This is a genomic window from Acidianus brierleyi (genome assembly GCF_003201835.2).
Taxonomy (GTDB): Archaea; Thermoproteota; Thermoprotei_A; order Sulfolobales; family Sulfolobaceae; genus Aramenus; species Aramenus brierleyi.
In genome coordinates, this window is sequence record NZ_CP029289.2 from 1,145,864 (window position 1) to 1,168,076 (window position 22,213).

Sequence of the window (22,213 nt, forward strand, 5' to 3'; positions counted from 1 at the left end):
TTATATAAAAAAATGGGAATTTAAACATTAACAGACTCTATTATTCTTTCCAATGCATGTTCGGCACCTAATTTAAAGTGCTCGAAATTTCTTTTTTCAAAAGGTTTTAAAATGATTGATTCTGAAACTTTCCAAAAAGAGTAAATTTCACTTTCCTTAACTCCTACCTCATTAAAACCTTTTATTATACCTTTAGTAAATTCTATTTTCATGATCTTATTATCATCATCTACAAAAATACGTACATAGGAAGTTGAAGGAAAGGCAAACCTAACCTTGCCTTCATAATGATCTCCAACCTTTTGAACATCTAACCTTGATATTCCCTTCCAATACTTAGGAATTGAAACAACATCGCTTGCTACTTTCCATACTGCTTCAGGATTCTTTATTTCTCTTGAAACTCTAAATTCGATCATAATACAATTTAATTATACCTAGATTTTAAATCTTGACGTCAAATTCCTGTAATCAGGTATAATAGAACCTTTTCTTATTTTTGTTTTTGAATATTTATAGAATTGATTATCTAAATATTCTGAATTCTTCTCATCAATAGATTCAATCATTCTTTCTAAACTAGTTTTCATATAGTTAAAGTATGAAAGATCCTCTTTTATTGGAAGATCTTGATCAGAATGATAAAAAGGTATTAAATCATCATTATAAAGTACCATTCCAGGGTACCCTTCGGCGACATACGGAAAATGATCTGAAAATGGAGAAGGCATTTCTATTCTTTTTAGTCTAAAAAATTTAGAAAATTCCCATAAGTCTGGTGTAGCAGAAAAAACTACTCTATTTGGAAAAAGAGCATCAAGCGAAATCATTACAAAAGTTTTATCCTTAGGTTGTTGTAATGATCCAGTACAACACTTAGGACCTTCCTCAGATGAGAAGAAAACTAATTTAAATCCATGATTCTTTAGATTAGGTCTTAAGGATAATGCTAACGCTATACTAAAGAGATTGTCATGAAAGCCTGAAAGCCAATGATCTACATGAGCTCCTATCACGATAAAATCATTACCATCTTTCCTTATAGTTTCCAAATTATACGAAGTGGCGTCTTCTAGCTTACCTTCACCGCATATTTCGACATATCCTTCCATTTTATTCTTTATAAAGAAAGAAACGGGCTTATTCTTAGATAAGGAAATGCGTCGCAATTTATTATCTACTACTAATAATCCTTCTGTTTCTGGCTGAGACAAACTAAAAGGATGAGAAGGCATATCTATTATAGTTATTTCTCTTCCAATTTTACCTTTAATACATCCAGACGTATAAGGAAGGAGGCTGGCTTCAATTCTCTTGTTATTTACATATACGTCTTCCCTTTCTATTTTCCAGAATTTAGTCCTAACAACATTTTTTCTGAAATTATCAAGGTTTCCTTCAATTATTTCCAAGATTTTCTTCTCAATATTCCCTCCATGTATTGCCTCTCCAAGTTTCATGAGATCTTCTGCAAAACCAATATCCATAAATTAAATCATGGAAATTAGCTTATTTGTTTTGCCAGCTCTCTATATATTTCTCGTAATATTTTACAGCCTTTCTTAAATTCTCTATTTCATTCTCATGCAATGATAGCTCAGCGTATGCTCTAGCTAAAAATAGTTTATTATCAATCTTTTTAGCAATTTCTATAGCTCTTTTAAGAAAATCTAAAATATTTGTTCTCTTATACATTTCAAATAAAAGCTGTAAAGTTTCAGCGCTTTCTCCTTTTCCACTTTCTTCCAATTTTTGTATAGCCTCATAAATAAGCTCAGGCTTTTTAGAAGAGAGTGCAAAGAGAGCCTTAGCTTCTCCGCTTACATCTCCAATTTTCCTAAATATTTCCAAAGATTCCTCTAGATCAGATATCTCGTCTGAAGATAAGAGAGCCTCAGCTAATAATTTATCGTTTTTTAAGACCTTGGCTATGTCAATAGCCTTTTTATAAAGATCTTTTTCCCCGCTTCTTGAAAGCAAAATATAGACTAATGCTAAATCTTCGTTAGGCTCATCATAACTTTCAAGAATACTTCTAGCCTCATTTAGATATTTACCTCCTCTAACTATGCATACTTTAGCTAATAATCTATTAGCATGAGCTCTTACAGAAGTTCTTAAAGATACTACTTGCTTCAAGATTTCGTACGTTTCTACATAATTTTTCTTTTTAAAGAAGCATAGAGCTTTATTGAATAATATTACTCCTTTGCTTTCATCGTCTTTAGCTAACTTGTAAGCTTGATCAAAGTATTCTAATGCTTTATCTGGATCTTCTTTATCAAGATAACATAAACCTAATAGATTAAGACTGTTAAGATCCTTTTTTAAAGAATTTAAAATTTTAATTGAAGAATCCAAATATTCTACATTACCAGATTTTTTAAACTTGTCATAAAGGAACTTTGCCTCGTCTAAAGTATTCCTTTTCACAAAATGTTATTTTGATTCAATAACAAATAACTCTTTTAGTTGATTTTTAACATGCTAACTGAAAATTCCTTAATATAGATATACTTGGAAAACAATGATTATTATACTATTTTCTTAAACTAGTGAACAACCCCGCCCTTACTGGTTGACCCCTTGACTGAAGCAAAGTCTTCGATCGGGGGCGTGACAAACCCCTACCATCGGACTGAACATTGTGATAATATGCACGGATATAGGTGTGATAAAGAGGTAGGGATCCTAGGAATAGACATATCAAAAGATCATGTGACGAGTGAGGGGAGGGTCTACACAACAAGAAGGGTTATGAAGAAATACTAAAAGTGAAACTAAACACAATAGTGGTCGAACCGACAGGAGCATCAATAAAACCATGTCAATACTTCAAGGAAAAAGGGATCAAGATACTACAAGTAAGCCAAAACTATGGAAGGAGAAGGACTTGAGAGGAAAACAGATTTTTACTACAAAAACTAATAAACATGGTAAACAAGGCAAAGGAGTACAACTACAACCCATTGAAAGAACTAGTAACACTATACGTCTTCCTAAAAGTTGAAAGTAAAGTACAAGAACAGGGTAAAAAGAGCACTATTCCTAAGTGACGAGGAAAAATAAGCAAGGAAATTGAAGAATTCTCTAAAGGAAACTTCAAAATACAATTATACAACTTGGAACAAAGATCGTACTTGAAGAAATCGAAGTATTATCTAAAGCACTACTGGAAACAAGCGAGAAAATAAAAGAAGTAGAGAAAATGATACAATTACAGTCTGAAAATCACGTTCTATTAACTATACCGGGAATAGGGAAACTTTCTGGATAATAATAGGCATTGTTGGAGACATTAAACGCTTTCCTAACCCTGAGTCCTTCGTATCTGCGGTTTAGACCCAATGAGAGGAGCGGTAAAGCTACTGTAAGGGAATATCGAAGAAGGGTAATAAGTACTTGTGCAGCTTGTTTTCCTCGCTGAGATGAATTACTCTCGTAATCCTACATTACTAGAATTTTTACGAGAACCATAAGGAAAAGTTGAAGGGAAAGAAGTTGTCTGCTTTAGCCAGGAAATTGAGGATAGTTTGGAGTGTTTGGTATAATAATAAGCCTTATGAGCCTAAGTGACCATAAATCGCCACGTGGATTGAAAGGTACACGTGGCAATCTTAGTTGACATTATGCTTGAAGTTCAACCGAAATATTTATTACTGAACGCCCCCGTAAAGTTAAACCGACAGAGATTAAGAGGAGCTCAGTTTTTATTCATTTTGTTTTTAATAAATATTCCGTATGTTAAGCCATCAATCTATTTACTCTCTTATGATAAAAAATATTTCAGACGAAAGCGTAAGAGAAAATGGATACGATTTAAGGATATGCGGAGACAAATATTACGAAGTCACTGGAGAAATAATAATTCCTGACAAAAAGGCTTCTCTTAAAGAACATCAATTTAAGGATTATGCTGAAATGGAACCTCTTAAGACGTATCTTTTTGAAACATGTGAGGAAATAGAAATGCCTAACGATACTGCAGGTTTAATGACACTTAGAAGCACTCTAGCACGTAATGGATTTTTAACACCTCCAACTGTTATTGATGCAGGATATAAGGGAAAAATAACAATAGCCCTAACGTCTTTAAATAAAGCTAAAATAAAAAAAGAATCTAGAGTTATACATTTAATTTTTATAAAATTAGATAAACCTACGGAAATGCTATATAACGGAAGTTATCAAGGAGGTAAGATAATTTAATTTCGTTTTTTATATTAATATAAAATAATACTCTATAGAAGTATCTAGTTATTTACTCCAGAAAATTATATTAAAAAATATAACAACTCTTTAGCATGCAACGAGTAGAAGAAGCTTTTAAGGAGCTTGCTAATAGGTTAACGCTAATATTGCCAGTTCTTATTATAGTAATTTTAGACTTTATGGTAGATTTAGTTATTGAAGTTTTAATTCCCCCTACATTGTTAACCAGGATTGGTATATCCATAATAAACGGAATAGCGTTTTCTTTTGCAATTTCTATGGTATTTTCTGGCTACATGACTACACCAAGTTTATATGAAGAGTGGAGAGATACGTCCAGCAGACTAAACTGTATAATAGAACTAGGAATAATTTTAGGATTTTTCTTTTTTATTTTCTCGTATATTCCCTTTGGATTTTTACTTAATTCCCTAGCATTAGCTTTTCTTTTAGTTTCATTCCCATTCGTATACAAAAGTGGAATAAGAGGTATAAATCAGAGTTTACAATGGCTAACAAGAGCTATAAGTGAAGATGCCTTGTCATTTATAATCATTTATCTATCTGCATTGTTATCTTTCTTTCCAGTTATAGATATATTGTTATTACCTTACGGTACGATACTAGGATATATAGTTTACAGAGAAGTCATTTAAATTTACGGCACAAAATTTTCATAATGAGCAGATTAGAGCAACTTTTAGATGAACTTGATGAAGAGGGCAGACTAAATTGTAGAGAAATTACAAAATTGTTAATAAACGACATAGTAAGAAACTTTGATAACTACTTTAACCAAAAAGAAGTTAATTATGATATTACAATTGATGAGTTAATAATATATTCTTTAGCACACGAATTAAATTTACAACAACTCCTTACAGCTTGTTTTGTAGTTTACATGAAATTGAATACATTACAAATACAAGAACCTTTTTTCAAATTTAATAGAAAGGGAGTTTCTAGTGAAAGAATAAAGTGCCACATAAAAAAACTTATTGAAGAAGAAGTTATTCATAAAAATAAAAGATTCTCATTGACGTATAGGGGTTTATTTATGAGAAAAATTTTAGAATCTAAACTAAGAAATGGTGAAATTGAAAAAATACTTATTGAAATAGAAAAACTGACAACAAATAAAGATTTGAGAGATTTTTGTTATAAAATTTTGAAATTTGAAAACGAAAGAAGTTAGATTATTGATAACATTAATTATTATATATAATATTCTTAACTGTTTTGTAATATTAAGAATAATATTGCAAACTAATCTTAGTGTTACTGTGAGGAATATTCTATGCATACTTTCAGTTTTATGCTTTTTTAGGCTATTTGTATCTATTTTTAAGCTTATGTGATGAAAAACAGTATAATGCTTCTCTGTGCTAAGCAACACAAAGGATAAGTAAAAGATAGTACAAAGAAAACTTACTTTGCTCTATTAGGTGAACTACACGCCCTAACAGACGTGGCTTCCTGCTTCAAAGCCGAGGCTTGCCAAAGGTAGAGGTCTCAGCTCCACAGTGAGGGTCGTTCCGACCCCGATCTTCTCAGGATGTTGAGAGAAGCATTATAGTCACGATCTACAGACCAACCACAATTAGGACAAACAAACATACGTTCTGCTAACGTCAAGTCCCTCCTAACATGTCCGCATTTAGCACAAGTAATTGAAGTAAAAGCAGGATTAACAAAACGAATCTCCTTACCGTACTTCCCAAGTTGATACTCCATGATACTCCTAAGCTCATGAAAAGCGACATCTTGAAGCCTCATCCTCAGCCTTCGAAGAGACTTACCAACAATTTGCTTAACATGAATATCCTCCATGACCAAGACGTCATAATGCTCAGCAAAATACTTCCCGAGTTTCATGTACATGTCCTTCCTAAGATTCTTCAAGTGCTCATAAGCCCTCGCTAGACGAATCTTTGCCTTAAACCAGTTGCGTGACAAGAACTTCTTCCTTGAAAGAGCTTTATGAAGTCTCCTTGTCTTATTGAGCGCCTTCTCGTAAGGCCTCATGTTTGGCACATATTCCCCATCAGAGGTAGTGAGAAGTTTCTCTACACTAACGTCCACAGCAACTACTTTGTTTGTCTTGGGAAGTTGAGGGTACTCTTGGTCAACGACGAAAGTAATGTACAATCTGCCTGATGGTGTTAACTTGACTATGACCCTCTTTACCTTGTCTAGCGGGAAATCCCTATGAACAATAACGTTGAAGATCCCTAGGTTTGACAGCTGAAGCGTTATTACCTTCTTCTTGTTCTTCTTGCTTTTCGTCCTTATTCCTCTTACCCTCAGTATTTTCCAACCTGATTGAGGGTAGACGAGGGAATACCACTTGTGCGCTTTCTTTTGGGTAACGTGCTAACCCATCGAAGAACCTCTGTCTAGCGTCGTAGAACCTGCCTGCGATCTGTTGCAGTGTTTGGGAATATATTTGTTGATACTGTTCATCCTGTTTTCTCAGGTCAAGGGCTAGTTGCCTCAACTCCGTCTTAGTGAGTCCTTTCCCATCTCTTTCATGAAAATACGCATCTGTCCAGCGTAGGGTGTTGTATACTTCTGACGCTAACCTCAATTGGGCTTTTAACGCCCTCAATGTTTGTTCGTCTATGTATGCTCTGAAACGTAACCCTACGTCGGGCATTAATAGGGTATTTGAAAAAGACGTATATAAGCCTTACAAAGGGGGCTCCTACGGCGATTTTCACGAACAACACTCCTAAACAAGAAGACAAGCTTTACAAGGGTGAGACTAAGAAGACTAGGTATAGGAGAGGAGGTGGTGAAGGCCCTCAAGTTGACCCCAATCAAGTAGTTCCTTCGGCTCTTCAAGCCATCGCCTAGCCATGTTAGAGGCAAAGGATATGGAGCCTATCCATCTCCATGGAGTCTTCCGCCTCCTTTGAACCCCTGAATCTGATAAAGATAATAGAATAACTAGGAATTAGCAGTGCGGGGAATGGGATTTGAACCCACGCAGGCCTTCGCCAGTGGAGCCTCAGTCCACCCCCTTTGGCCTAGCTCGGGCATCCCCGCATGATAAAAAATAACAATGATTTAACTAAAAACGTTTTCTATAGTGCGATAAGAAAAGTTATTTAGTAATATATGATGTATTATTCTTGATTATACTTCAAAAATTCATAGAATAATGTCAGCAACTTTTTAACTCCTGCAAAGAATAGATATATTGATCAGGGATGAGTCTTTGACAAATATGTCCTGAATAAGCAGGAATTAAAAACAATTCTAAGGGAGTTGAAAAAATGGAGCGCACCAGCTACGGTCTTACTTTCCTTGTATATACCGCCAGGTAGACCAGTAGCTGATGTTGCTAATATGTTAAGGCAAGAAGCGTCAATTTCTCAGAACATTAAACTGAAACGAACAAGAGACGCAGTAGAATCTGCTATTAGTTCAGCTATAGATAGACTGATGTCCTTTAATAAAGTACCAGATAATGGACTTGCTATATTCTGTGGAGAGAATTTTGATACTGAGGAGTTTAAATGTTATGTCTTCTCTCCTCCAGAAAAAATAACAATTTACTTCTATAGAACTGATAAATATTTCCATACTGAATTTCTTGAAGATATGGTGGAAGAAAGCGAGATTTATGGTCTGATAATTGTTGAAAGAGACCAAGCTACTATAGGTATATTAAGAGGATCTAAAATAGAGGTTTTAGAAGAGGCTGAAGGATTTGTACCTGGTAAACATATGATGGGAGGTCAGTCACAGAGAAGAATTGATAGAATAATTGAAGAAATGTATGACAATTTCCTTAAAGAGACTGGGGAGAAGGTTAATCATTATCTCTTACCTTATCTAGAGGAAGGTAAACTTAAGGGCATATTATTAGGAGGTCCAGGTTACGCTAAGAAAGATTTCTACGATGGTGAATATATTGACTATAGACTGAAAAAATTAATAATGGAACCTTTAGTGGATATAGGAGATCAAGGAGAAGCAGGATTAAGAGAGATGGTAATGAAATCTAGAGAACTGTTAAAGAGCCAGAAATATGTTGAAGTGCAGGATCTAATGGAGGAACTTAAATTCCATCTTGCTAAAGACGATGGTCTAATAATATATGGATTGGAAGAAATAAGAAAAGCTATTGAATTAGGGGCAGTAGACAGTTTAATAGTATATGATGAAGATAATCCAGAATTACAAAAAATTACTCAAGAAGCAGAAAAATATGGTACTAAAGTATATGTTGTTGGCGACGAACTACCAGAAGCAGAATGGGTAAAGAAAACTTTTGGTGGAGCTGTAGGTAAATTAAGGTATAGAATATCGTAAAAAATTATAAGATTTTTCTTCTTTTCATTTCTTCCATTATTTTGCTTAAAGGTATTGGAGGTAAGATACCATAACTATCCTTAAATTCTTTTTCTAATTCTGAAATTTCCATGTGTCCTTTTTCGTCCAATATTTTTTTAGTTAAGTTAATTTCGTCTTCCCAATAATTCCATGGGTACATAAACCACGTCCAATCTGTTACGGTTTCTGCATAAAAATCTGGTTCATACTTGGAAGCAGTTTTTATATGCTGCATAGTAGCTGTTTTAATTTCAGAAGGGTTAAAATTCTCCTTAACATATTTTTCTGCTATTATAAGGCTATCTCCTGTATCGGTTATATCATCTATTATAATAACTTTTTTTCCACCTAAATCCACCTTAAATGGATACTTTATTTTTGCCTCTGGAGTGTGGGAAGCAGTAACTACCCAATGCTCAACCTTAATCGAAATTAAGTCGAGAATTCCTAAAACGTCAGCTACTATCCTAGCCGGTACTAATCCACCTCTAGCTATAGCTATTATCATATCTGGCGAATAAGAATCTCTAATTTTATCTGCTAATCTTGTAGACCATTCTACTGCTTCTTCCCATTTTACAACCTTTACGGGAATTTTTGGCAAATTCCTTACCCAAATATTATATTAATAAACATTAATCAAACTTTTGGTTTAGAGTTTAATAATCCATTCAATAACATTTCTTTATGCTAGAATACGAAAAAGTTCCAATAGCGATAATCGGAGGTTCCGGTGTATACGATCCTAAAATTTTTTCAGATACAAAGGAAATAAAAGTGTATACTCCTTACGGTGAAACGAGTGACCTTATAACAATAGGTACAGTAGAAGGAAAAAAAGTAGCCTTTCTACCTAGACATGGAAAGAGGCACAGAATACCGCCTCATAAAATAAATTATAGGGCAAATCTTTGGGCTCTTCATGAACTAGGGGTAAAATGGGTCATTGGCGTCTCTGCGGTAGGAAGCTTAAGAATGGATTATAAACCTGGAGATTTTGTAATTCCTGACCAGTTCATTGATATGACCAAAGGAAGACAATACACTTTCTTTGATGGACCAGTAGTAGCTCACGTATCAATGGCAGATCCTTTTTGTAACCATTTAAGAAAGATTATTATAGATTCTTCAAAAAGTCTAGGAATACCTACTCATGATGTTGGTACGTATATATGTATTGAAGGGCCAAGATTTTCTACAAGAGCAGAAAGCAGAGTATGGAGGGAGGTTTTTAAAGCTGATATAATAGGAATGACGCTAGTTCCAGAAATTAATTTGGCATGCGAACTTCAAATGTGTTATTCCACTATAGGTATGGTTACAGATTACGACGTTTTTGCAGATATTCCAGTGACTGCAGAAGAAGTAGGTAAAGTAATGAACGAAAATTCAGAAAAGGCTAGGAAACTTTTATACGAAGTAATAAAAAGAATTCCAGAAAAACCAGAGGAGTGTTCATGTTGCAATTCTCTAAAGACAGCTCTAGTATAATTTCAAAGTTAAAGATTAAAGATATTAATCTTGGAAATTATTCCCTAGTAGCTTATGGTAAAGGTATGGAATTACCTGCGTTTACTTATCAGAGAGCTAAAATTAATCTTGAAGGAAAGATTATAAAAACTATACCTATATATGAATTACTTTTTCTTGAGGACGCTTATGCTGATGAAAAAAATCTCTTAATTTTTTTAAACGACGTTTCAGAGTCAAAAGAAGTATTGGATAATTTATGGTCTTTAGGTATAAACGCAGACATTTTTACATGTCAAAAATTAAAGGAAAAAGGTAATACTAAAATTACTGAATTTGAAGGTGAACTATGTGAAACAAATCTTTCCTTATCTATATTAAATAATATAGCAAAATCATTAAATTCACCTAGATCTAAAAGAATCCTTGAAGAACTAGATTTTTCAGATTTGAAAGATTGGATAGAAAAAAAATCTTCTGAAGTGGATTTAAATTTACCAGAAATAATAATTTCTCCAGTATTATTGCCATCTAAATACTATATAGAGGAAAATTTGGGCAAAATAGTTAAAACTTATTATGATACAAATTTTTCTAATTCCACACTTATATATACTGGGATAGATACATTGGTTATGAGAAGAATTTCGTTTGAGCTCAAAAAGAATAATTATAATGTCAAAGAGCTTCTTCTAGATACTGAGCCTCTTATGGCACCTATTTATTTAACAATAATATCTTATATTTTAAAAAACAAAATTAAGTGAGAAGGGATATTTGTGGATCTATTAGAGTTTTGGACAAAAAGTAAGGAAACAATAGACGATCTAGTAGGGAAGTTTATGAATGACCTTAAAGATTGGGAAGTTCTCGAGATGAGTAAATACATTATGCGAGATGGAAAGAGATTTAGAGGTACGCTTTTGTTTCTTTTAAATAACGCTCTGGGTGGAGATGAAAAAGACGCTTATCCAGGAGCTTTAGCTACTGAAATTTTGCATTCTGCTTCGCTTGCTTTAGATGATATAGTTGATTACGATGATTATAGGCGAGGAAAAAAAGCTGCTTGGGCTATATACACTAATAGAAGAGTAATTTTTGTATCAAATTTTCTAATTCCTACAGCTTTGAACATAATTTCGCAGTATGGTGATAGGGCCCTTAATATTAGCATAGAATTATGGAAAGACACCGCTGTAGGAGCTTTAAAAGATATGTATGGAGAAAGTAAAGATTATTTTAAAACTATAGAGTTGAAAACTGCAAGTCTGTTTAAGCTTCCTACGATGCTAGCATCTTTCTCATCTGGTAAAAGCAACGCAGTAGATTTAACTATGGATTTAGGAAAATATTTAGGAATAATCTATCAATTAGTAGATGATTATGTTGATTGTGTAAAATTGGAAAGAGAAAAACTCGTAGGTAGTGCAAAACAACTCTTCCAAATAACTGAGGGAAGAGTTGATTCTTTAGTAGCAGTAGAATTTGATAGGAATAAATCAGAGTATTTAAAAATACTAGATTCGTTACCTATTGAAGAAAATTATAAAGATTCTTTATCCTCGTTACCTGATTTTTTAGCATATGGTTTACTGTCAGAAGCGGGAATAAAAAATAAAATGTTTTAGGTTGCGTTAAATCTTGGTGAAGATTTATAAAAATTGCAGTTATTCACGAATCTCAAAAAGTTACTGAAGCTTCTAAACAACTACTTCTCGAGATAAAGAATAGAGGTCATAATGCTTACTATATAAGACCATCAAAATTAAACGGAATAATAGATAAACAAGGAATAAGATTTACATACGTAGGAAAAGAAGTAAATATAGATGGAGGAATTCTAAGAAATCTAGGGTTTATTCTAACCACAGAGCAATTAATGAAAAGAGTTGACGTTTTAGAGGAGATGGAAAAAAGTGGTATAAACATAATAAATAAGCCCTCTTCAATGCTATTGGCAAGAGACAAATTCGAGAGCCTAATAAAATTAAGAAAGCATGGAATTCCTGTTCCAGAGACAGCAATAGTAGAGGATCCTTTTGAGGCAATGAGACTTACACAAGAATGGGGAGAAGTTGTAATAAAACCAGTAGTAGGAAGCCTAGGATTAGGATCTGTAAAAGCCAGCGATCCAGATATAGTATTTAGAATAGCTAAGTCTATTCTTTCAGTGAATCAACCAGTTTACATTCAGAAATACGTGAAAAAGCCCGATAGAGACATTAGATCGTTCGTAGTAGGTGATAAAGTTATAGGAACAGTGTACAGGATTTCTCAGGGAAGTTGGAAAACTAACGTAGCCCAAGGAGCAATAACGCAAGTATTAGCTCCTAGTAAGGAAATAATAGAAATGAGCATAAAGGCTACTCAGATTTTAGGGCTTGATTACTCAGGGATCGATATAGTTGAAGATATAGATGGAGGTTATAAGATTTTAGAAGTTAATGGCGCACCATTATGGAAGGGCTTTATGAGTGCCACTTCAATAAATCCAGCTAAATATATAGTGGATCATGTAATAGAAAAAGCTAAGAAATGAGGAAAAAAGCAAACCGTCTGAAAAAATGATGTAGAGCTCTCGCCCTGATCACTTTTCGTCTTCATCAAACATTCTTTTTTCCTTTATTGTTCTTAAAACAAACATAGTATAGGTAGATGTAATTCCTGGCATATTACCTAACTTGTCTAGTACTTTAGCGAGTTCTTCCTTACTTGAAACTCTTACTTTTAGTAAAGCATAATATTCCCCAGTAACATCATAAATTTCATATATTTCTTTCATATCATATATTTCTTTCAGTATTTCTTCATATCTCTTGGGATCTGCTTTTATAAGAACGAAAGCTAATACGTTTAAACCTACTTTCTCTAAATTGACTTCTATTGAAAAATTCTTTATTACGCCAGATTCTCTTAATCGCTTTAATCTCATATGAATAGTTGATTCACTTAAATTCAGCATCTTAGCTAACTTTGAATATGATATTCTTGAATCCTGTTGTAAGATGGAAAGTATTTTCTTATCTACATCATCAAGATAATAGAAATCCATTAAAAAATCATCCTCCCGAATAATTTAAGCAAATCTATTTTAGTGAAATCCCCCATGGCGAATTTTATTACCAAATCTGGATCTGCCTTCAATAATACCCTCTCTAAACCTTTTATAGAATTAGATTTCTTTGCGGACTTAATAACGCTAGAGTGAGTCTTAAGACTAGAATATAGCCTGCTTTTTTTGAATTCTTCTTTAAAATCTTTATTTTCTAATAAAGAATCGGCTAAGATTTTAGACGATATTATAGAAGGTCTTATTCCCTCACCGGTAACTGCATATACTGTACCCAATGCCTCACCCACATATTCACCATTTAATCTTTCTTCTAATACCCCATAATCGTTAACCCTAGCTCCTTGAAACCTCTTTATTTTGCCTTTAACTAAGGAGTTTAGCTTTTCTTTTAAGAAATCCACTTTTGCGTAACCGCCTATGCCTATTTTTGAGCCTCCTTCTTCTGGAAATACCCATCCATAGCCTAGTAAGTCACTATAAAAATACATTTCTACAATTTCAGGATCTATGTTATAATCTGTAATATACTGAATAGCTGGTATGGTTGTTTCACTGGGCAAAGAATAATGTCCATTTGCAAATATTACCTTATCCGCATATTCTTCTTTTCCATTTATAAGAATTTTTCCTTCTTTTGAAACTACCTTAGAATTTAATCTTAAATCTATATTTTCGGATAGTATTTTTAGAAATAAAGGTTTATTTATTATATATCCTAATTTTTCTTTTTTTCTTATATCGTATAATAACTTGTTATCTAAATAAATCTTAAACCCCTTAATTTCACTTATAATACTTTCCTTTGGAACATGTATAATTTTTTCAATATCAGAAAGAACTCCCCAAGCACATGGTTTTAAACCTAAAGATCCTAGACCTTCATAGACTGTCGCATCAATTCTAGTACCCTTTAAAAATAGGGCTAGAGAAATGCCTGCTGGGCCTCCACCTACTATTGCAAGCTTCATTTCCTAATCACTCTTTAAAATAAAGATAGGCTATTATTCCTAAGGCAACAAATCCTGAATATATTATTATAAGCTCGTAGAAGTTATGGAAAAATCTTCCTACTATTGCTCCTATTATTACAACTATTAGAAAAGCTACATATCCATTAGCGAACTTTAATACGTTCTTTTGGAAGAACTTTCCTAAGAATAATCTTGCAACGAAATAAAAGCTTACAAAGAAAGGTATAGATTCTACTAATGCTACGCCGGCATAAGCTCTAGGTTTAAGAGGAAGAGTTAAGAAGACTGCCATTGCTAAACCAAAGGCAAAAATTCCCGTAAAATATAAGGCTATTATAGCATTATTTGAGTTTTCCCAAGGTCTATATTGAGCAAACAAGTAAATTACTATAGCAAGACCTACTATTGATGCTCCCAAATAACCATAAAAAGAGTGAAGAAAAGCCGGAATAGTTGGCAACAGTATAAGTAAAATTGAAATTCCTGCTGTTTCGGACTGTTTCATTTTTTGCTCTTGCTTATTAGTTAACAAAAATAAAAATAACTAATGGTAATATATCTTGTGAAGTACAAGCAACCAATACTTTTAATTCATGGTGGAGCTGGAAGTTGGGAAACAAAGGATGCTAACATAGTAAATAGAGAAATTGAAAAAGCGTTAGATTATGGTTATGATCAATTCTCTACTGGAAGTTCTATTGAGGCAGTAGTTGAAAGTATATCGTATATGGAGGATTCTGGATACTTTGACGCTGGTAAAGGGAGCTATAAAAACGCAAAAGGAGAAATAGAAATGGATGCGGGTATTATGCATGGAAATAATTATAGTGTTGGTGCTGTAGCTGCGGTAAAGGTAAAGAATCCAATAAAAGAAGCATTAAAGGTCATGTTAGATGGTAGACATGTTCTTATGACTGGTAAAGTCGAAGAGGTAATTCCTTCAGAAAAGGCAATTCACTACGGTGATACCGTAGGCGCAGTAGCATTAGATAAAGATGGAAATATAGTAGCTGGAACTAGCACTGGAGGTATCAACGGCAAACTTCCAGGGAGAATAGGGGATTCACCAATTCCTGGTGCAGGATATTACGCTACAAATAACGTTGCGGTTTCAAGCACTGGTATTGGGGAAATAATACTCAAAATACTCCCTGCTAAAGAAGTAGATATGTTAGTTTCGATGGGATTTCCTATATGCGATGTTGTAAAAAGTGTTATAGATAAAATAACATCGATATTTGGGAAAAATAATATTGGCATGATAGCTATAGATAAAAGAGGATTCGCTACAGCATACTATAACACCAGAGGAATGCCTCGCGGAATCAAAAATCCAGAGGGGAAGAAAATATTGATGTTTGAAGGTGAAATATAATGAAAATACTTGTAATGAGTAATATAAGATTCCCAGAGCCTCATATTGAAAGCACCTTGTCAACCATAATAAAGAAAGAAGAACCTGAGGCAATAGTATTAGATGGAGATACTACACAATGTTATTGGGATTACGAATGTCCAAGAGTAATTGACGTTCTATATGTTATAAGAAGCATAGCACCTTGGGCTCAAATAGTTTATATCCAAGGAGATATGGATCCCCACGCAATAAAATGCATAATGGCGGAACCAAGATATAGAGAAGAAATTATAGGAACTACGATGTATATAGCTGACGTATCTTCAGTAAAATATTACATAATTCATGGACATCAAGGTGATGTCGATCAATTAAGGAAAGACGTAGGAGCTGGACCATGGGATTGGATAGTTACTGGACAATACAAAAAACTTGAAATAGACAAATTAGCTAGAGTAATATACACTGGAGGTATTACAAGAGAGTTTCCTCCAGAAAGTAGAGGCTACCTAGTAATCACCGATTCTAATCATTACATTAGAACGTTAAGTTAAACCAAAGTTTTATAGCGTATTCCTGTTTAGAAAGGTCAACGTTTTTAATTTAATTTCATTTTATCCTTTATGGAAACAGACTTTAGACCAATAATAGTCTTATTTTCTGCTAAAAATGAAGAAACTACTGAACTATTCAGAAAAGTATTAAGAGAAGCGAAAGTTTTAGGAGGTAAAAAATTGATAATTCATGTGATAGAAGATGTAAATTATTGGGATTTCTTTTCAAACTCTAGAGAGGCAATTTTAGATAATCTTGATTTGGGAATTGAAATATATACGTGGAAAACAACAGATACGGAAAATATGATCAAGAAAATAGAAGAAATAAATAACCCTAAAGGAATTGTAACTTTTTGCAGTGACGATTATAAATATATGATGAGAAAAATAATAGATAATCTTCCCACATCACTTAAGGCTAATATAATAAAAGACTACTGTAAGTAATTTTTTAATGTTTAAAAGAAAAGGAAAGGCGAAATAACTTGAAAGAACTAAACTACGATATTCTAATTATAGGTGGAGGTTTTGGAGGAGCCACTACAGCGTGGCATCTTGCAAACAAGGGTCTAAAAATTCTCCTTATAGATAGTAAACCTTGGAATAGAATAGGAGATAAACCTTGTGGTGATGCTGTAAGCAAAGAGCATTTTGATAATTTAGGTATGCCTTATCCTGAAGGAGAACAACTAGAGCAAAAGATAGAAGGAATAAAAATTTACAGTCCAGATAACGAAACATCATGGAAAGTTGAAGGAGAAGGTTTCGAAATAAATGCTCCGGCATATACTCAAAGGCTACTTAAAGAAGCCCAAAACAGAGGAGTAGAAGTATTAGATTTGACAACAGCAATGAAACCAATATTCGAAGATGGATACGTTAAAGGAGCAGTTCTTTTTGATAGAAGAAGCAATCAACAATTAGAAGTAAGAACAAAACTTGTTATTGAAGCAACTGGTTATTCTATGAGTTTTAGAAGTAAATTACCTAAAGAATTACCAATTACAGAAGAGTTGGATGAAAAAGATTCAGATATAGCATATAGAGAGGTAGGATTTACAAAAGATGATATAGAGGATGCTGGATATTTAAAAATATTTATAAATCAGAAAGCATCACCAGGAGGATACTGGTGGTATTTCCCAAAAGGAAAGAATAAGGTTAATGTGGGCTTAGGTATACAAGGAGGAATGGGGTATCCTAGTATTTATACTTTTTATCAAAAATTCTTAAATGATTATGCTCCAGATTTAGAAAAGGAAAAATTAATTGTAAAAGGTGGAGCATTAGTCCCTACTAGGAGACCCTTACCGACACTAGCATGGAATGGAATAATTGTTGTAGGAGATTCCGCATATACTGCAAATCCAGTTCATGGAGGTGGAAAAGGTTCAGCTATGATATCTGGATTCTGCGCCGCCAAATCAGCATTAAACGCTTTTGAAACAGGTGATTTTTCAGCAAACTCCTTATGGGGAACTAATTTATGCTATATAGAAAGATATGGAGCTAAACAAGCAAGTTTAGAGTTGTTCAGAAGATTTCTCCAAAAATTATCTGATGATGAAATAAATTATGGAATGAAAAGGAGGGTTATTAGAGAAGAAGATCTACTTGAGACTAGTCTTAAAGGAGATTTCCAATTATCCGTAGTAAATAAAGCAATGAGAGTAATATCAGCATTAGGTAAACCATCACTTCTCTTTAAATTAAAAACTGTTGCAGAATACATGAAAAAGATAAAAGAAATATATAACGAATATCCATCTTCACCAGAAGATCTAAATAAGTGGAAAGCCAGAGTTAACGATACTCTACTAAATTTTGATCAAGCTATAAAATAAAATGAATATTAACAATAACAGATATGGAGATATTATTGGTATCCAGAATGTCCTAAGAGTATAACTTCCAACTTTTTCCAGTCCTTCGACCATCGAAGATATTATTTTACCTATAACTTTAGTTCTTATTTTCATTATTTTTTGTTCTGATTTAACTTCCTTCATGTTTTCTATAGCCTTGATCCCTAATTCTCTGGAAATGTTTATTAGATTTACACAAGGCTGTGAAGGAACATAAAGGCTATATAATGAAGTACCCGTACAAGTATGGTCATCAGGTGTTACTAAAATTACTCTATCCGCCAAATCTTTTAGCTTATCCTTTAATTGTTCACCAAGTTCAACTGATGCATTATTACCAAAAACATATATAATCAATATTTTCTTTTCTCCATCGCCTATAGCCATAACTTTTACCTTATTACAACATATTCCTTCACACTTCTCGCTTAAAGTGCCCTCAGCATAACCAAAGTATAGAGGTTTTTTAAAGCCTGTTTTTTTCTCTCTTATAAATTCCCTAATTGTAGAGATTTCTTCTCTAGAAAATTCCTCTTTTAAGTTTTCATTATGACAATCGATCAAGAAATTATTATTTTCGACCATATCTTTCCACAGGGAAGTTGGCATATCATCTATTCCTTTCCCTGGCCTTTCTACGAATGTTAAAGAAGATTTATCAAAAACAAGAGTAGTAAGCTTGAAACTTCCTCTATCATTAAATTCTATTCCATAAAATGAATTAGGTTCCATGCCCTTATCAGTTTCGGCCTTAATATAACTTGCAATTATATTTGAATAAGATCTGGAAGGAAGATCTATATCATGACTACCAGGCCCATGAAAAACTACTACATTTTTCATTTTTTCTTCTATAATGTATGGTAATTTAGAACTTCCTACACTGCCATAAAGACCGTAATGTATTTGGGGTAAAATAAGTAATCTATCGGAAATTTTTAATGTATAGATATTAACATAATACGGTATAGATAATTTATCGAGAAACTTCTCTAACTCATCTTCCCTCTTATAATTTATTGCTCTTAGGAATGGTCTTACTACGGTAAGTGAAGAGATTCCAAGAAGTTTTGTTCCCTTTCTATCGATGGAGTATATATAAAGATATGTTATTAAGGCTACAAGAAATATGTAAAGAAAGACTCTAATGTCATTAGGTACAGATATAATTACTGGTATAATAGAAGCTCCAAAAGATATCAGAGAGGAATATAGAGCTTTGTAATCTATAAGTAGAGAGTAATCTAGAAACGGAAGGAAGATCCCGTAGGAATAAAGATAAAATTCTGGAAATAATGAAAAAATAAGATATATTATTGAAGAAAATGAAAAGATTGTAAGTCCTGTCTTAATTTTTGATCTAAATATTACAAATAAAATAATACCATAACTAATAAAAGAATAAATAAAAGCCAAACCAATTTCTAAACCTCTAAATAGAATCAAAGCAGACTCTATGCCATCCACTCCAATTAGTAACCTTAGACTAGGAAGACTAATTATCTTCGAGTAATACTTTCTGGTAATTTTTTCAGAATCCACTTGTAAAAGAAAGTAAAGGGGGTTAAAAATTGATTGAACTTGATAAAGAATATTTAGGCGTTAAAAAAATCATTTATAATAAATTAGATGAATGCGATCTTTACGTCTTAGAGAACGATAATGAAACTTTTTTGCTTTTCTTTTTTAATGGTAAAATTCCTTATTTTAAAATCATGCCAATATTCTCAGGGAGATGGGAGTGTGAAGAAGCAATATATAATCCAGTAGGATTATATGGCTTTATTATAGATAATGAAGATGTTAATGCTAAGATAAAACAAAAACTGGAGGAATTGAAAGAAAATGTTAAGAAATTATGATCTAATAATAAGCGATGTTGACGGAGTAATAATAAGGGAAGGCGAACCTATATGGGAAAATATAGAAGCTTTAAGATTCCTACAGGAACTTGGTAAAAAAGTAATATTTGTAACCAATAATTCTGGATTTAGTAGAGTAGTTTTATCTAGGCAATTAAATTATTTAGGTCTTTCAGCAAATCCTTCACAGATAATAACAAGCGGATTAGCTGCGGCTATCTATATGAGAAGAAAAATGAAAATAAATTCAGTTTTTATTATAGGAGAAGAAGGACTAATTGAAGAAATGAAAAATTTCAATTTTAAAGTAATATCTATGAGTGAAGTTGATATTAATAATCCCGACGCTGTTGTTTTAGGTTTAGATAGACTAAGTACATACGATAAGCTTTCTGCCGGAATGCGTTGCGTAGCCAGAGGATCAAAATTTATAGTTACGAACATGGATAGGCTATGGCCATCGAAAGACGGCTTAAAATTAGGTGCAGGAGCATTAGCTAGCGTAATAATTTATGCACTAAAAAGAGAACCTGATTTCATAGCAGGAAAACCTAACAAATGGATAATAGATGTGGCTATGGAGATCTCAGGAATACGAGATTTAAAAAAAGTTGTGGTAATAGGAGATCAAATAGATACTGATGTTAGAATGGGATTCAATATAGGAGCTGATACTGTCTTAGTATTAACAGGAATTTCTACAAAAGACGATGTAGAGAAGTCAGAAATTAAACCAAAATACATTGTAAACAACCTTTCAGAAATTGCTAATTAAAGTTTATTTTTTTAACTGATAATAGTTTAGCATGGACAAAACTTCTTATGATGCAATCGTCGTTGGAGGAGGACTAGCCGGTTTAATGGCAGCACATGAAATAGCAGTCTCTGGATATAAAGTAGCAGTAATCTCAAAGGTATTTCCTACTAGATCTCATTCTTCATCCGCAGAAGGAGGAATAGCCGCATATATACAAGGAAATTCAGATCCCAATGATGACCCACAGTATATGACATACGATACTGTCAAAGGAGGAGACTATCTTGTTGATCAAGACGCAGCAGAATTACTTTCAATGAAATCTGGGGAAATAGTAAGAATAATGGAAAGTTGGGGTACTCTATTTAATAGACAGCCGGATGGCAGAGTAGCCGTAAGATATTTTGGCGGACAAACATATCCAAGAACAAGATTCGTTGGAGACAAAACTGGTATGGCATTACTTCACGCATTATTTCAGAGAGTATCTGGACTTAATATAGATTTTTACAACGAATGGTTTGCTCTAGATCTAATCAGAAATGATAAAAAAATTGTAGGATTAGTAGCAATGGAGATGAAGTCAATGGAACCGACTTTCTTCAAAACTAAGGCAGTAGTCATGGCTACTGGAGGAATGGGTATGCTATATGCACATTCAACTAATGCATACATAAATACTGGAGACGGGTATGGCATGGCTTTAAGGGCTGGAGCAGCCCTTAAAGATCCAGAATTTGTACAATTCCATCCTACGGCGCTATATCCGTCAGACATTCTCATAAGCGAAGCTGCTAGAGGAGAAGGAGCCATACTCAAAAACAACAAAGGAGAAAGATTCATGACTAAATACGCACCCAAAAAATTAGATCTTGCACCTAGAGATATAGTATCGAGATCTATAATCACAGAAGTCAAAGAAGGTAGAGGATTCCCGGGAGGATATGTAGGATTAGACCTAACTCATTTAGGTGAGGAATATATAAAGGAAAGACTTGCGTTAGCATACGAGGCAGCATTAAACTTTGCTGGAGTCGATGCAACAAAAGAGCCAATACCCGTAAGGCCTGCGCAACATTACTATATGGGAGGAATAGACGTAGATATTACAGGGACTAATTATGATTTGATAGGTTTATTTGCGGCAGGAGAAGCTGCATGTGTATCAGTTCATGGAGCAAACAGATTAGGATCTAACTCCCTTTTAGAAACTTTGGTATTCGGAAGAGAAACAGGAAAAACTGTAGTAAAATTCCTTTCTTCAGCTAATGAATCTTCAGAAAGTCTTGATAAAGAAGCTGAAAAAATTGTGGATGAAGCGTATTCTTTTACAAAGAGCGAGAGTGGAGTTCACTTTGGTGTAGTCTTGAATAAACTCAGAGAAACTATGTGGGAAAATATCGGAATCTTTAGAGATGAAAATGGAATGAAAACTGGACTCTCAGAGATAATTAAGCTTAGAGAAATGGCTAAAAACATGTATGTTACGGACAAGAGTAAAACTTACAATACTGAATTTTTCAATGCCCTAGAATTAAGAAATATGCTTGATTTAGCCCTAGTTATAGCTAACGCAGCTATTAACAGAACTGAATCAAGAGGTGCTCATTATAGAACAGACTATCCAGAAAGAGATGATAAAAATTGGCTAAAACATACTATAGCTTACCTAAGAGGAAATACAGTCGAAATAGGATATAAACCAGTAAAAATTACAAAATGGCAACCAGAAGCCAGGGTGTATTAAA

24 protein-coding genes, 1 tRNA gene and 2 pseudogenes are annotated in these 22,213 nt (G+C 33.4%); 17 read left to right on the forward strand and 10 right to left on the reverse strand.

Translation table 11 applies throughout. The features are described from left to right. Positions 1–20 precede the first annotated feature (20 nt). Genes DFR85_RS21795 through DFR85_RS21805 form a run of 3 tightly spaced genes read right to left on the reverse strand, consistent with a single transcriptional unit; the run spans position 21 to position 2,433 of the window. Positions 21–419 (reverse strand): SRPBCC family protein, encoded by a 399-nt coding sequence (locus tag DFR85_RS21795; protein ID WP_110270082.1) that lies wholly within the window; start codon positions 417–419, stop codon positions 21–23. An 18-nt stretch (positions 420–437) separates the two neighbouring features. Further along, on the reverse strand, positions 438–1,487 hold the full coding sequence (locus tag DFR85_RS21800; RefSeq protein WP_110270083.1) for a M28 family peptidase: 1,050 nt from the start codon (positions 1,485–1,487) through the stop codon (positions 438–440). 22 nt (positions 1,488–1,509) lie between these two features. Continuing rightward, on the reverse strand, positions 1,510–2,433 hold the full coding sequence (locus DFR85_RS21805) for a tetratricopeptide repeat protein (protein ID WP_110270084.1): 924 nt from the start codon (positions 2,431–2,433) through the stop codon (positions 1,510–1,512). 141 nt (positions 2,434–2,574) lie between these two features. On the opposite strand from DFR85_RS21805, the pseudogene DFR85_RS21810 reads away from it, so the two are divergent. The 4 genes and pseudogenes from DFR85_RS21810 to DFR85_RS21825 all read left to right on the forward strand — a co-directional run bounded on the left by DFR85_RS21810 (position 2,575) and on the right by DFR85_RS21825 (position 5,407). Then, positions 2,575–3,576, forward strand: a pseudogene (locus DFR85_RS21810) (transposase). A gap of 165 nt (positions 3,577–3,741) precedes the next feature. Next, entirely contained in the window at positions 3,742–4,209 is a 468-nt protein-coding gene (gene dcd / locus DFR85_RS21815; protein WP_110270085.1) for a dCTP deaminase, read from the forward strand. Positions 4,210–4,304: 95 nt separating this feature from the next. Further along, the gene (locus tag DFR85_RS21820) at positions 4,305–4,868 is read left to right on the forward strand and encodes a hypothetical protein (RefSeq protein ID WP_110270086.1); all 564 of its coding nucleotides are present in this window, start codon (positions 4,305–4,307) and stop codon (positions 4,866–4,868) included. Positions 4,869–4,891: 23 nt separating this feature from the next. Next, positions 4,892–5,407, forward strand: a complete 516-nt coding sequence (locus DFR85_RS21825; protein ID WP_110270087.1) for a hypothetical protein — start codon at positions 4,892–4,894, stop codon at positions 5,405–5,407. Between the two features lie 264 nt (positions 5,408–5,671). Here the strand turns inward: DFR85_RS21825 and DFR85_RS21830 are convergent. Further along, a pseudogene (locus DFR85_RS21830) lies at positions 5,672–6,868 on the reverse strand (RNA-guided endonuclease InsQ/TnpB family protein). Between the two features lie 11 nt (positions 6,869–6,879). Between DFR85_RS21830 and DFR85_RS21835 the strand changes: the two are divergent. Beyond that, positions 6,880–7,068, forward strand: coding sequence for a hypothetical protein (locus tag DFR85_RS21835; protein ID WP_110270088.1), 189 nt, complete (start codon positions 6,880–6,882; stop codon positions 7,066–7,068). A 107-nt stretch (positions 7,069–7,175) separates the two neighbouring features. Here DFR85_RS21835 and DFR85_RS21840 read toward each other — a convergent pair. Next, positions 7,176–7,260: transfer RNA gene (locus DFR85_RS21840), tRNA-Leu, on the reverse strand. Between the two features lie 186 nt (positions 7,261–7,446). Here DFR85_RS21840 and prf1 point away from each other — a divergent pair. Then, positions 7,447–8,532 carry a peptide chain release factor aRF-1 gene (prf1, locus tag DFR85_RS21845; RefSeq protein ID WP_110270089.1) on the forward strand — a complete coding sequence of 362 codons (1,086 nt, stop codon included), beginning with the start codon at positions 7,447–7,449 and terminating at the stop codon, positions 8,530–8,532. Between the two features lie 4 nt (positions 8,533–8,536). Here the strand turns inward: prf1 and DFR85_RS21850 are convergent, their stop codons facing one another. Then, the gene (locus DFR85_RS21850; RefSeq protein ID WP_110270090.1) at positions 8,537–9,157 is read right to left on the reverse strand and encodes a phosphoribosyltransferase; all 621 of its coding nucleotides are present in this window, start codon (positions 9,155–9,157) and stop codon (positions 8,537–8,539) included. A gap of 83 nt (positions 9,158–9,240) precedes the next feature. On the opposite strand from DFR85_RS21850, the gene DFR85_RS21855 reads away from it, so the two are divergent. Genes DFR85_RS21855 through DFR85_RS21870 form a run of 4 tightly spaced genes read left to right on the forward strand, consistent with a single transcriptional unit; the run spans position 9,241 to position 12,562 of the window. Continuing rightward, positions 9,241–10,044: an S-methyl-5'-thioadenosine phosphorylase gene (locus tag DFR85_RS21855; protein ID WP_110270091.1), complete on the forward strand. Its 804-nt coding sequence runs from the start codon at positions 9,241–9,243 to the stop codon at positions 10,042–10,044. Next, positions 10,011–10,790, forward strand: a complete 780-nt coding sequence (locus tag DFR85_RS21860; protein WP_110270092.1) for a hypothetical protein — start codon at positions 10,011–10,013, stop codon at positions 10,788–10,790. The genes DFR85_RS21855 and DFR85_RS21860 overlap by 34 nt, the downstream gene beginning before the upstream one ends. Positions 10,791–10,802: 12 nt before the next feature. Beyond that, complete coding sequence (gene gdS-2, locus DFR85_RS21865) at positions 10,803–11,651, forward strand: hexaprenyl pyrophosphate synthase (RefSeq protein WP_110270093.1); 849 nt, start codon at positions 10,803–10,805, stop codon at positions 11,649–11,651. 41 nt (positions 11,652–11,692) lie between these two features. Next, positions 11,693–12,562 (forward strand): ATP-grasp domain-containing protein, encoded by an 870-nt coding sequence (locus tag DFR85_RS21870; protein ID WP_349290777.1) that lies wholly within the window; start codon positions 11,693–11,695, stop codon positions 12,560–12,562. A 48-nt stretch (positions 12,563–12,610) separates the two neighbouring features. Here the strand turns inward: DFR85_RS21870 and DFR85_RS21875 are convergent, their stop codons facing one another. From DFR85_RS21875 to DFR85_RS21885, 3 genes are read right to left on the reverse strand one after another with little or no spacing between them, the layout of a single operon-like run. After that, positions 12,611–13,075: an Lrp/AsnC family transcriptional regulator gene (locus tag DFR85_RS21875; RefSeq protein WP_110270095.1), complete on the reverse strand. Its 465-nt coding sequence runs from the start codon at positions 13,073–13,075 to the stop codon at positions 12,611–12,613. Then, entirely contained in the window at positions 13,075–14,064 is a 990-nt protein-coding gene (locus tag DFR85_RS21880; RefSeq protein WP_110270096.1) for an NAD(P)/FAD-dependent oxidoreductase, read from the reverse strand. Before DFR85_RS21880 ends, DFR85_RS21875 begins: the two co-directional genes overlap by 1 nt. Before the next feature lie 7 nt (positions 14,065–14,071). Further along, positions 14,072–14,572: a hypothetical protein gene (locus tag DFR85_RS21885; RefSeq protein WP_110270097.1), complete on the reverse strand. Its 501-nt coding sequence runs from the start codon at positions 14,570–14,572 to the stop codon at positions 14,072–14,074. A 57-nt stretch (positions 14,573–14,629) separates the two neighbouring features. Between DFR85_RS21885 and DFR85_RS21890 the strand changes: the two genes are divergently transcribed. The 4 genes from DFR85_RS21890 to DFR85_RS21905 all read left to right on the forward strand — a co-directional run bounded on the left by DFR85_RS21890 (position 14,630) and on the right by DFR85_RS21905 (position 17,825). Then, the gene (locus tag DFR85_RS21890) at positions 14,630–15,442 is read left to right on the forward strand and encodes an isoaspartyl peptidase/L-asparaginase (RefSeq protein ID WP_110271802.1); all 813 of its coding nucleotides are present in this window, start codon (positions 14,630–14,632) and stop codon (positions 15,440–15,442) included. Then, complete coding sequence (locus DFR85_RS21895; RefSeq protein ID WP_110270098.1) at positions 15,442–15,978, forward strand: metallophosphoesterase family protein; 537 nt, start codon at positions 15,442–15,444, stop codon at positions 15,976–15,978. Before DFR85_RS21890 ends, DFR85_RS21895 begins: the two co-directional genes overlap by 1 nt. Positions 15,979–16,047: 69 nt before the next feature. Continuing rightward, positions 16,048–16,428: a DUF5751 family protein gene (locus DFR85_RS21900; RefSeq protein ID WP_110270099.1), complete on the forward strand. Its 381-nt coding sequence runs from the start codon at positions 16,048–16,050 to the stop codon at positions 16,426–16,428. A 38-nt stretch (positions 16,429–16,466) separates the two neighbouring features. Further along, on the forward strand, positions 16,467–17,825 hold the full coding sequence (locus DFR85_RS21905; RefSeq protein ID WP_110270100.1) for a digeranylgeranylglycerophospholipid reductase: 1,359 nt from the start codon (positions 16,467–16,469) through the stop codon (positions 17,823–17,825). Here the strand turns inward: DFR85_RS21905 and DFR85_RS21910 are convergent. Beyond that, positions 17,799–19,388: a DUF2070 family protein gene (locus DFR85_RS21910; protein WP_162582695.1), complete on the reverse strand. Its 1,590-nt coding sequence runs from the start codon at positions 19,386–19,388 to the stop codon at positions 17,799–17,801. The two genes, DFR85_RS21905 and DFR85_RS21910, sit on opposite strands and share 27 nt — an antisense overlap. 29 nt (positions 19,389–19,417) lie before the next feature. Here DFR85_RS21910 and DFR85_RS21915 point away from each other — a divergent pair, with 29 nt between their 5' ends. The 3 genes from DFR85_RS21915 to DFR85_RS21925 are packed head-to-tail and all read left to right on the forward strand — an operon-like array spanning position 19,418 to position 22,212. Then, positions 19,418–19,708, forward strand: a complete 291-nt coding sequence (locus tag DFR85_RS21915) for a hypothetical protein (RefSeq protein WP_110270102.1) — start codon at positions 19,418–19,420, stop codon at positions 19,706–19,708. Then, entirely contained in the window at positions 19,692–20,483 is a 792-nt protein-coding gene (locus tag DFR85_RS21920) for an HAD-IIA family hydrolase (protein WP_110270103.1), read from the forward strand. Before DFR85_RS21915 ends, DFR85_RS21920 begins: the two co-directional genes overlap by 17 nt. Positions 20,484–20,514: 31 nt before the next feature. Then, positions 20,515–22,212, forward strand: coding sequence for a succinate dehydrogenase flavoprotein subunit (locus tag DFR85_RS21925; RefSeq protein WP_110270104.1), 1,698 nt, complete (start codon positions 20,515–20,517; stop codon positions 22,210–22,212). The last annotated feature ends 1 nt before the right edge of the window (position 22,213 follow it).

What these genes read in the sequence shown, in the direction of transcription:
- DFR85_RS21860 (WP_110270092.1), top strand. Translation starts at nt 10,011, where the DNA reads ATGTTGCAATTCTCTAAAGACAGCTCTAGTATAATTTCAAAGTTAAAG.
- DFR85_RS21900 (WP_110270099.1), top strand. Translation starts at nt 16,048, where the DNA reads ATGGAAACAGACTTTAGACCAATAATAGTCTTATTTTCTGCTAAAAAT.
- DFR85_RS21825 (WP_110270087.1), top strand. Translation starts at nt 4,892, where the DNA reads ATGAGCAGATTAGAGCAACTTTTAGATGAACTTGATGAAGAGGGCAGA.
- DFR85_RS21800 (WP_110270083.1), bottom strand. Translation starts at nt 1,487, where the DNA reads ATGGATATTGGTTTTGCAGAAGATCTCATGAAACTTGGAGAGGCAATA.
- DFR85_RS21895 (WP_110270098.1), top strand. Translation starts at nt 15,442, where the DNA reads ATGAAAATACTTGTAATGAGTAATATAAGATTCCCAGAGCCTCATATT.
- dcd (WP_110270085.1), top strand. Translation starts at nt 3,742, where the DNA reads ATGTTAAGCCATCAATCTATTTACTCTCTTATGATAAAAAATATTTCA.
- DFR85_RS21880 (WP_110270096.1), bottom strand. Translation starts at nt 14,064, where the DNA reads ATGAAGCTTGCAATAGTAGGTGGAGGCCCAGCAGGCATTTCTCTAGCC.
- DFR85_RS21925 (WP_110270104.1), top strand. Translation starts at nt 20,515, where the DNA reads ATGGACAAAACTTCTTATGATGCAATCGTCGTTGGAGGAGGACTAGCC.
- DFR85_RS21820 (WP_110270086.1), top strand. Translation starts at nt 4,305, where the DNA reads ATGCAACGAGTAGAAGAAGCTTTTAAGGAGCTTGCTAATAGGTTAACG.
- DFR85_RS21795 (WP_110270082.1), bottom strand. Translation starts at nt 419, where the DNA reads ATGATCGAATTTAGAGTTTCAAGAGAAATAAAGAATCCTGAAGCAGTA.
- DFR85_RS21855 (WP_110270091.1), top strand. Translation starts at nt 9,241, where the DNA reads ATGCTAGAATACGAAAAAGTTCCAATAGCGATAATCGGAGGTTCCGGT.
- DFR85_RS21920 (WP_110270103.1), top strand. Translation starts at nt 19,692, where the DNA reads ATGTTAAGAAATTATGATCTAATAATAAGCGATGTTGACGGAGTAATA.
- DFR85_RS21875 (WP_110270095.1), bottom strand. Translation starts at nt 13,075, where the DNA reads ATGGATTTCTATTATCTTGATGATGTAGATAAGAAAATACTTTCCATC.
- DFR85_RS21885 (WP_110270097.1), bottom strand. Translation starts at nt 14,572, where the DNA reads ATGAAACAGTCCGAAACAGCAGGAATTTCAATTTTACTTATACTGTTG.